Annotated in this window: 13 protein-coding genes; all 13 read left to right on the top strand. The window is 32.0% G+C overall.

Going from position 1 to position 9979, the window contains the following annotated elements:
• Positions 1 to 188, top strand: a 188-nt coding sequence (locus VFS71_RS18345; protein ID WP_326403080.1) for an OmpA family protein, incomplete at its 5' end; no start/stop codon positions are given.
• Positions 189 to 396: 208 nt separating this feature from the next.
• The gene (locus VFS71_RS18340) at positions 397 to 882 is read left to right on the top strand and encodes a hypothetical protein (protein ID WP_326403079.1); all 486 of its coding nucleotides are present in this window, start codon (positions 397 to 399) and stop codon (positions 880 to 882) included.
• A 136-nt stretch (positions 883 to 1018) separates the two neighbouring features.
• Positions 1019 to 1477 (top strand): low affinity iron permease family protein, encoded by a 459-nt coding sequence (locus VFS71_RS18335; RefSeq protein ID WP_326403078.1) that lies wholly within the window; start codon positions 1019 to 1021, stop codon positions 1475 to 1477.
• A gap of 130 nt (positions 1478 to 1607) precedes the next feature.
• A complete protein-coding gene (locus VFS71_RS18330) occupies positions 1608 to 1793 on the top strand; it encodes a CsbD family protein (RefSeq protein ID WP_326403077.1) in 186 nt (61 codons plus the stop codon).
• 93 nt (positions 1794 to 1886) lie between these two features.
• A complete protein-coding gene (locus VFS71_RS18325; RefSeq protein WP_326403076.1) occupies positions 1887 to 2351 on the top strand; it encodes a hypothetical protein in 465 nt (154 codons plus the stop codon).
• A gap of 72 nt (positions 2352 to 2423) precedes the next feature.
• Entirely contained in the window at positions 2424 to 2579 is a 156-nt protein-coding gene (locus VFS71_RS18320) for a lmo0937 family membrane protein (protein WP_326403075.1), read from the top strand.
• Between the two features lie 22 nt (positions 2580 to 2601).
• Positions 2602 to 2868: a YtxH domain-containing protein gene (locus VFS71_RS18315; RefSeq protein WP_326403073.1), complete on the top strand. Its 267-nt coding sequence runs from the start codon at positions 2602 to 2604 to the stop codon at positions 2866 to 2868.
• A gap of 151 nt (positions 2869 to 3019) precedes the next feature.
• Entirely contained in the window at positions 3020 to 3286 is a 267-nt protein-coding gene (locus VFS71_RS18310) for a hypothetical protein (RefSeq protein WP_326403072.1), read from the top strand.
• Positions 3287 to 3529: 243 nt separating this feature from the next.
• Entirely contained in the window at positions 3530 to 5224 is a 1695-nt protein-coding gene (locus VFS71_RS18305; RefSeq protein WP_326403070.1) for an Ig-like domain-containing protein, read from the top strand.
• Between the two features lie 314 nt (positions 5225 to 5538).
• Entirely contained in the window at positions 5539 to 6018 is a 480-nt protein-coding gene (locus tag VFS71_RS18300) for a nuclear transport factor 2 family protein (RefSeq protein WP_326403069.1), read from the top strand.
• Positions 6015 to 6458 carry a DinB family protein gene (locus tag VFS71_RS18295; RefSeq protein ID WP_326403068.1) on the top strand — a complete coding sequence of 148 codons (444 nt, stop codon included), beginning with the start codon at positions 6015 to 6017 and terminating at the stop codon, positions 6456 to 6458. The genes VFS71_RS18300 and VFS71_RS18295 overlap by 4 nt, the downstream gene beginning before the upstream one ends.
• Positions 6459 to 6807: 349 nt before the next feature.
• Positions 6808 to 9042 (top strand): formate C-acetyltransferase, encoded by a 2235-nt coding sequence (pflB, locus tag VFS71_RS18290; RefSeq protein ID WP_326403067.1) that lies wholly within the window; start codon positions 6808 to 6810, stop codon positions 9040 to 9042.
• A 103-nt stretch (positions 9043 to 9145) separates the two neighbouring features.
• Positions 9146 to 9928: a pyruvate formate-lyase-activating protein gene (pflA, locus tag VFS71_RS18285; protein WP_326403066.1), complete on the top strand. Its 783-nt coding sequence runs from the start codon at positions 9146 to 9148 to the stop codon at positions 9926 to 9928.
• Positions 9929 to 9979: the final 51 nt, after the last annotated feature.

The following is a 9979-nucleotide window of genomic DNA, read 5'->3' as shown; positions in this document are numbered from 1 at the left end:
GTGACCTCGCTAATATAGACTTGTCAAAACAACGTGCAGAATCTGTTAGAACCTATTTAATAAGCAAAGGGATTCCCGAAAGCAGATTAATAGCTTTAGGATTTGGAGATGGTAAACCAATTGCCAGTAACGAAAAATCTTCTGGTAGAGCTAAAAACAGAAGGGTTGAATTGAAAACTTCATACTAACTATTTGTTTACTTCATGTTTTTTTTGAGAAAGGAGGTTGTTGTAAAACAGCCTTTTTTTTTTGATTTGAAATCCGTGAATTATGAAATTTTTACTATTAATAGTATAACATAAAAAATAGGTTTCTGTTTCATCTTTGTAGTATCAAATTTATAAGAGAATCTATACTTATAAATGAAGATGAATAAAAAATTTAAAAACAACAAAGATGAAAACACTAAAACTAATTGCCCTAGCCCTATTCTTTTTTGCATCAACAGCAAATCATGCCCAAGTATCCATAAGCGTAAATGTAGGGTCACCACCTCAATGGGGACCGGTAGGCTATACAGAAGTATCGTATTATTACATACCAGATGTGCAATCCTATTATGATATACGCGCACAACAGTTCATCTTTTTGAGCAATGGAGTTTGGATCAGATCTCATAATCTACCGAATCGTTACAGAAACTATGATTTGTATAATGGATATAAAGTAGTATTAAATGATTATCATGGTTCAAGACCTTATACTCATTACCATGAGCATAAAGTGAAATATTATAAAGGCTATAATAAAGGGCATCAAAAAACCTATAGAACAGCTGACAATTACAAACCTCATGATAATGGGAACCAGAAATATAACGATAATCATAGTAATGGTAATAATAGTCATGGAAACAATGGTCATGGAAAAGGAAAGCACTAAAAACAATCATTAGCAAGTAAAATAGCAAATGAAAATATGCTTGATTTTAAAATAAACTAATCGTTTGTTAAAAATTTAGAATAAGCCCTGCTATTAAATTGGTAGGGCTTTTATATTCTTTCTAAAATAAAGTATCATGAACAAAATATACAATCATACCGAAAATCTTTTTGAAAAATTGGTTTCTATTGGAACAACAATATTAGGGAACTCTATTTCTTTTCTAATAGCATTATGCTTGGTGCTGTTTTGGTGGATCAATAGTTTATTCATAAAAAATGACATACATCTTATTATTGGCGATATCATTTTTGGAATTACTTTCTTGAGTTTATTCATTATTCAAAAATCGTTCAATCGATTCTCAGCTTCCTTGCATCTAAAAATAAACGAATTGGTTTCGTCACACGAACATGCTAGCAATACAGTATTAAATGCAGAAATTAAAACAGAAAGAGAAATTACTGAATTATCCAAAGAGTATTCGGATTTGGCTGAACAAATTAAAGAGCTGGATGAAGAACTTAATGGAGAGTTTGAAAGAGAACTGGACAACATTTTGGATAAAGAAGAAAACCATTTAAAAGAAGTCTAATAATAAAGCTTTGCTATACAAAAAACAGTAAATGATGTAACTCTTTACAAAAATTTTGAAACACTTTTATTTCAAAATAAGACAACCTTTGCAATGTTGTGAAAATGATTTCACACTTAATTATGACAAGATGAACACAACAGAACTAAAAGGAAACTGGGATGAGCAAAAAGGAAAATTGAAACAAAAATTTGCTGCCTTAACGGATAATGACTTATTATTTGTTGAAGGAAAAAAGGAGGAAATGATGGGAAAACTTCAAATCAAATTGGGAAAATCTAAGGAAGAACTTCATAAAATTATTCAAGCACTTTAGATAGTTACTGCAAGTTGTATCCATTTAAACTTTTTGACAATTTAAATGGATACAATTTTTATCAAAAAAAAATATATTCTAAAAATAATTAATATGAAAAAATCAATTTTAACCCTTGCAATTGCCACTTTGGTAATCGGGTCAATCGTTATCAGCTGTAAACCAAATACCGAAAAAGAGCAAGCTGCTCAAGAAAATGTTGATAGTGCAAAAGTAGCAGTAACAGAAGCCGAAGATGATTTGGCCGAAGCCAAAAGAGTAGCAACAGCAGAAGAATGGAAAGCATTCAAGGACAGTACCAATGCTAAAATAGAGGAAAACAACGCTAAAATAGCCGAATTGAAATTGAAAATCAAAAAAACAGGAAAAGACATCGATAAAGCATATCAAAGAAACATCGATACAATGGAACAAAAAAATAAGAATCTAAAAGCAAAATTGGATTCCTATAAAAATGATGTCAATAGTGATTGGGAATCTTTCAAAAGAGAATTTGACCATGACATGGATGAACTTGGAAATAGCTTAAAAGACTTTACCGTAAATAACAAAAATTAAATTGATGCGTTATATATGTTGCAACGCAAGATGATTGCAACAAATTATTAATTTTTATAAAAAATAGAAATAATGAGCAATCTTCTTTATACAGTTGCAGTGATACTTGTCCTATTTTGGGCAATCGGGTTCTTTGCATATAGTGCAGGGTCAATAATACACATACTGCTTGTAATAGCATTAATAGCAATAATTTTAAGAATAATCCAAGGTAGAAAAATATTATAATTAATCCTTAAAAAATAGAGACATGAAAGCAAATAAAATCGCATTAGGGCTTTTGGGTGGTTTAGCCGCAGGAGCAGTAGTTGGAATATTGTTTGCCCCTGCAAAAGGGTCAGATACAAGAAAAAAAATTCAGCAAAAAGGCAGTGACTATGCCGATAATTTGAAAGATAAATTTGAAAATCTATCTGGATCATTAAAAAGCAATTATGATAAAATAGTTCATAATGGAAAAGACTTAGTTGCTGAAAGTAAATCAAAATTTGATGATATTAAAAGCATTAACCCTTAAATTATCAACAGCAGTAACAATAGAGATATTTTTATAAAAAAGAAGGCTATTGTTGCTGTTTTTTTTTATTACAAATCAATTAAAACTCTTTTTTATGATTTGGACTGTATCCTCTGTCATTTATGGCTAAATTTTAAAAACAACAAATCTTATGGATTCAATAAATGAAAATAAAATGATAAGTGCTAATAAAAAATTGGCCTTTCAAGTTCAGCAGAAAGAAAATAGAGTAGAAAAATTGATTATAGACAACAAAAAATTAGTCGGTCAAAATGATGAGAATGAAAAATGCATTGCAGAATTAAAAAGTATCAATAAAGTTTTAATGTTTCATTATCAGACAAACAAAAGGTGTAGTGAAGAGTTGACTATTGCCAATAGAGAACTTCTTTCTAAAAATAAAGAAAAAGAGAAATAGAATATCGTATTAATAAACAACTTAGATACAGATCCCTAGAGGTAATTTTTTTTCGGTTTCTCTTCAAAAAAATCAAAAGCCAAATTGTACAAAATACAATTTGGCTTTTTTTATGGAGAAATGCAATAGCAATAATCGAACTCAGATTTACAGCGAATTATACAACTAACAGGTAGAATTCTGTAACATCCTTTTAAGGCAATCCATTCATCTTTGTCGTATAAATAATCTAACACACAAAAAATGAATACTAAAAAACTATTATCTACAATTGCAATGGCTGTTGTTGTTTTAATTTCGGGATGCTCAAAAGATGATGTGCAAGAAACTATAGGCGAATCGCCAGTTGTAACAACTGTTAATCCAGAAAACGGAACTATAAATGTTCCTTTGACCAAAACCATTACTGTTGATTTCGATCAAGAAATGAAAACTTCTACTTTTGATTCGTCTTCTTTTACAATACAAGGAACAACATTGGTTGCAGGAACAGTTTCCATTAATGGAAAAACAGCTACATTTAGTCCAACTGCTCCTCTTACCGCCAATACAACCTACACAGGTACTATCAAAACAACTGTACAAAGTATACTTGGCCAAGCCTTAGAGGCTGATTATGTATGGACTTTCAGTACTGGCACAACACTAAATCCAATGGTGATTTCTACAAATCCCATCAATAAGGCTACCGATGTAGTCCTTAATAAAGTTATAGCTGTTAATTTTAATATGCCAATGAATCAAACTACTATAAACGCAAATAGCATTACAATCAAACAAGGAACAACAATTATTGCAGGAAGTGTTTCATATACGGGAACTACAGTCTATTTTAAACCAAATGTTTCTTTAATGGCTAATACACTATATACAGCTACAATTACTACAGAGGCCAAAAATATACAAGGAACGGCATTGAGTTCAAATTATGTTTGGACATTCACTACAGGTGTTATAACTGCTCCAACGGTAGTCTCTACTGATCCATTAGATAATGCAACAGCAACACCGCTAAACAAATCGATTTCTGCAACCTTTAGTATTGCTATAGATCCAAAAACAATTAATGATAAAACATTTACTGTAAAAAATGGAACTACACCAATTTTAGGAGTTATAACCTATACAGGCACTACAGCCACATTTAACCCAAATACGGATCTTTTACCAGGCACAACCTATATCGCAACAATTTCGGGAGCCAAAAATATGGCGGGTGTAACTATTTCCAATGATTACGTATGGAACTTTAGCACGAGTTCCACATTAGTTGGTAACACTGTAAATCTTGGATCAGCAGAAAGATTCGGAATTCTAGCGGGTGTTGGAATTAGTAATAATGCAGGCTTTAGTGAAATAAAAAATATGGATGTAGGGATAAGCCCAGGTGTACGCTCTTCGGTAACTGGATTTCCGCCTGCAATCATAGTTGGAGGTGCTATTTACGCTTCTGATGATATTGCTCCCCCTGGGACAGGTGCTATGCTAATAAAAGCCAAACAAGATTTGACAAATGCTTATCTTTTTGCCGAAGGTGCTTCAACACCAGCACCAGCAACTGTGTCTGGTGATCAAGGTGGTAAAACACTGGCCCCTGGTATTTACAAATCCACTTCAACACTTTTAATACAATCTGGAGATTTAACCCTTGATGCACAAGGAGATGCCAATGCAGTTTGGATTTTCCAAGTAGCATCCGACTTTACAACGGTAGGCGGAGCCGGTGGGAACGTAATCTTAAGTGGAGGTGCTCAAGCCAAAAATATCTTTTGGCAAGTGGGCAAATCTGCAACAATTGGTAACTATACAATATTTAAAGGAAATATACTTGCGTTGACATCTATAACAATGAATTCACATGCTACCGTCCAAGGTCGAATGTTAGCCCGAAATGGTTCTATCGTTATGACGCATACTAACATTATTTCTAAACCATAAACATTTTAGCCATAAAGGGCAACTCATAATACAAAGGATAGGTAATTAAAAAAGCCTATCCTTTTTTTGTTTTACAATTTTATCTTTAATCTGCTTGGCGTGCCCCTTCGTAAAAACTTCTGGTCGAGCTGTAGATTCTCGCTTTTTTTTATCCCTAAAAATAGGGAGACCAAAAAAGAGCTCCACTCACATCACTCACGCAAAAAAAGAATATCATATTTTAGAAAAAATAGAAACAGGTTTATACCTTAATAATTAAATGTAATCTATTAGCTTAAAATAAATGACTATTTTTACTTTTAAATTTAATAAAAATGAATCCAAACGAACAATTAATACTTAAGTTCTATACTGCTTTTGCAAATGCTGATGCTAAAACGATGTGCGAATGTTATCATCCCAACATCCAGTTTCAAGATCCAGCCTTTGGTATTTTAAAAGGAAATGATGCTTGTCAAATGTGGAAAATGTTAATCGAAAAAAGTAAAGGAAATATCAAAATTGAATTTTCAGATATAAAAGCTGATGATTATTTAGGGACGGCAAAATGGATTGCTACTTATAATTTTAGTAAAACCAATAGAAAAGTGGTTAATGTTATTCAAGCTCAATTTCAGTTTCAAGATAATTTGATAATCAGACATACCGATAATTTTGACATTTGGAAATGGTCCAAACAAGCTTTAGGTTTCAAAGGATTTTTATTAGGTTGGACAGGTTTTATGCAAAAACAAATACAAAAACAAGCGCTGGCTTCTTTAAAAAATTATAATAAAAACAATTTCATAAAATGATAGAGACTTTAAAAACTCTGTTTAACAGAGATCTGAATAAACTAAAATTGGAAATTGAGTCATATCAGAATGAAAGTAAAATTTGGTCCGTCGATAAAACTATAGCTAATTCGGCAGGAAATCTTTGCCTGCATTTAATTGGGAATCTAAATACTTACATTGGAGCACAAATCGGAAAAACAGATTATATCAGAAATCGTGAACTAGAATTTTCTAATAAAGACATTTCAAAAGAAATACTTCTAGCCCAAATAAAAGCAACAACTCAAACAGTTAATGATGCTCTTACGCTTTTAACGGAAGAAGATTTAAAAAAAGAATACCCAATTATAGTTTTTGAAGCTAAGACTTCGACAGAATTTCTATTAATTCATCTCACAACCCATCTTGCATATCACTTAGGACAGATAAATTATCACAGGCGATTACTTGATAATTGAGTCCAAAACCTAATTCTTTTACTAAGAATATTCTTTTTTATTTATATATAATCTCAATTTTATTGATGACTAGTTCTTTTGAAGATAAAATGTTTGAAAATTTTAAAATTTTAACACAAATAAACTGATTAAATAAAATAACTATAAGTTTTATCGATAACGTAATAGCTATTAAGAATAATCATTAAAACAAAGCAATATTTAAACAAACAACTACTTATAAATGAATATTTTAATTATTACTTAAAAATCAATCTGCACGTCTATTCAATCTCAAAAATCATTAAATTTACTAGTATAAAACCAGTTTATGACAAACAAAAAACGTTAACTAATAATTTTTATTGAAATGAAAAGTACGACAGAAACACTATATTTTAAAACCGGAAATTGGAATAATGCAATTGATGTTTATGATTTTGTATTGCAAAATATTACTCCTTATGTAGGAGATTCTAAATTTTTAGTGGGACCATCAGAAAAAACTAAAAAGCTATGGAATGTTTGCAAAGAAAATTTACTTCAGGAAAGAAAAAACAATGGCTGTTTGGCAATTGACACCAATGTTATTTCAAATATAACCTCATTTGGACCAGGATACATTGATAAAGAAAATGAAGTCATTGTAGGTTTACAAACCGATATGCTCTTAAAAAGAGCCATGAAGCCTTTTGGTGGTATAAAATTGGTTGAATCTGCAGTAGCAGAACGAGGATTAAAGGTTTCTGATGAAGTGGTTAAAATTTTCAACTACGCAAAGGATCATAATCAAGCTGTTTTTAGTGCTTATGATAGCGAAATTAGAGCCTATCGTTCCAAACATTTACTGACTGGCTTACCTGATAATTATGCCAGAGGAAGAATCATTGGTGATTTTAGAAGAATTGCACTTTATGGAGTGGATCGATTGATTGAAGCTAAAAAAGAAGATTTTTCAGCTATTGCAGGTGAAATGACCGACCACAAAGTCCGTTTAAGAGAAGAAATCTCAGAACAAATAAAAGCTTTGCAGGATATGAAAATTATGGCCAATTCTTATGCCATTGATATTTCAGTCCCTGCTACCAATGCACAAGAAGCAGTTCAGTTTACTTACTTAGCTTATTTAAGTGCGGTAAAAGAACAAGATGGAGCAGCTATGTCACTTGGAAACGTATCTTCATTTTTAGACATATATATAGAAAATGATTTAAAATCTGGTCTAATTACCGAACAAGAAGCCCAAGAATTTATTGATCAGTTTGTGATGAAACTCCGTTTGGTACGTCACTTGCGTCCAGGTGCCTATGATGAAATCTTTGGTGGAGACCCAACTTGGGTTACAGAAGCCATTGGTGGACAACTTAATGATGGCAGAACTAAAGTAACAAAAACCTCTTTTAGATTTTTACAAACGCTTTATAACTTAGGAGCTTCACCAGAGCCGAATTTAACTATTTTATGGTCTCAAAATTTACCAATAGGTTTTAAAGATTTTTGTGCACAAGTATCAATTGACACATCGTCTCTACAATATGAAAATGATGATTTGATGCGTGCCAATAGAGGTTCTGATGATTACGGAATTGCTTGTTGCGTTTCTTACCAAAAAATCGGGAAAACTATTCAACACTTTGGAGCTCGTGCCAATTTGCCAAAAGCATTACTTATGGCTTTGAATGGCGGTAGAGAAGAAGATAAAGGATCAGTAGTTATTAGAAATATTCCTCAAATGAAAGATGGAATTTTAGACTATGATTCAGTTATGAATATGTTCAAAATTACTTTGGCTGAAGTCGCAAGAGTTTATGCTAAATCAATGTACATCATTCATTATATGCATGACAAATACTATTACGAAAGAGCTCAAATGGCTTTGATCGATAGTGACCCAAACATCGACATTGCTTACGGAGCTGCCGGAATATCTATCATTGCCGATTCACTTTCTGCGATTAAATATGCAAAAGTAACTCCAGTAAGAAACGATATCGGATTAACAGTAGATTTCAACATTGAAGGTGATTTTCCAAAATTCGGTAATGACGATGATAGAGTTGATAGTATTGCACAAGAAATCACTACAATCTTTATTGATGAATTAAGAAAACACAGAGCTTATAAAAATGCAACTCCTACCCTATCTTTATTGACAATTACATCAAATGTGATGTATGGATCTAATACAGGTTCTACTCCGGATGGACGTAAAGCTGGTGAAGCTTTTGCTCCTGGAGCAAATCCAATGCACGGTAGAGATGTAAATGGTGCTATTGCTTCCTTAAATTCAGTAAGTAAATTGAATTATGAAGATGCTCAGGATGGTATATCTTATACTTTCACAATGGTACCAAAATCTTTGGGTTCTGACAAAGAAGAACAAGTTTCAAATTTGGAAACAATCTTAGATAGTTATTTTGGAAAAAATGCACACCACTTGAATGTTAATGTTTTAGATAAAGAAACCTTAATGGATGCTTACAATCATCCTGAGAATTATCCCCAATTAACCATTAGAGTTTCTGGTTATGCAGTGAATTTCGTTAGATTATCCAAAGCACATCAATTGGAAGTTATAACAAGAACTTTTCACGAAACAATGTAAATTAACACTGAACTATAAATTTTGAATTAAACCACATTAACCTGTCTAAAGAAAACTGATTCAGTTTAATTTTTAGACAGGTTTTTTTAATCTTTTCATTTGTATGTACTTTCCACAGCAAGAATATATTGACGATTCAATCGACGCAAACAATCCCGACTTATTGCGAATCCATTCCATAGAAACATTAGGAACTCATGATGGACCCGGAATTCGAATGGTTATTTTTGTACAAGGATGTCAATTTAGATGTTTGTATTGCCAAAATCCCGATACTTTGGATATTCACGGCGGTTCTTTTATTCCAATCGAAGAATTAGTAGAAAAAGCATTACATCAAAAATCTTATTTTGGAAAAAAAGGAGGTATAACCGTCTCTGGAGGTGAACCTCTTTTGCAACGTGAAAAGCTAATTCACTTTTTCGATCGTTTGCATGAAAATGGAATCCATACCTGTTTAGATTCCAATGGAAGAGTTTTAGACTCAAAAACGGAACAATTATTGGAAAGAACTGATTTATTGCTTTTGGATGTCAAACACATCAACAAAGAATGGCATAAAAAACTAACAGGCCTAAAAAACAAAACAACATTGCGAGTAGCTGAATATAGAGAAAGTACTGGAAAACCTATGTGGTTACGTTATGTATTGGTTCCTGGTTGGAGCGATCAAGAAGAATATCTGCATGAATGGGGACAACATTTCACTTCGTACAAAACAGTGGAAAGAGTAGAAATTATTCCTTTTCATCAATTAGGAAAGCACAAATGGGAAATCTTAGGTTTAGAATATCAATTAGCTGATACAGTGCCACACACTGCAGAGGAAGTAAACAAAGCTGCAGAAATATTCAAGCTTTACTTCAAAAATGTAAAGATTAAATAAGGAGTTATAATTTTATTACAATACAACTATGTCAAAAAATAAATATTTGAT

It is taken from the genome of Flavobacterium sp. (assembly GCF_035760125.1).
Taxonomy (GTDB): Bacteria; Bacteroidota; Bacteroidia; order Flavobacteriales; family Flavobacteriaceae; genus Flavobacterium.
The sequence above is the reverse complement of the archived record's forward strand: the minus strand, read 5'-3'. Positions and strand labels throughout refer to the sequence as shown.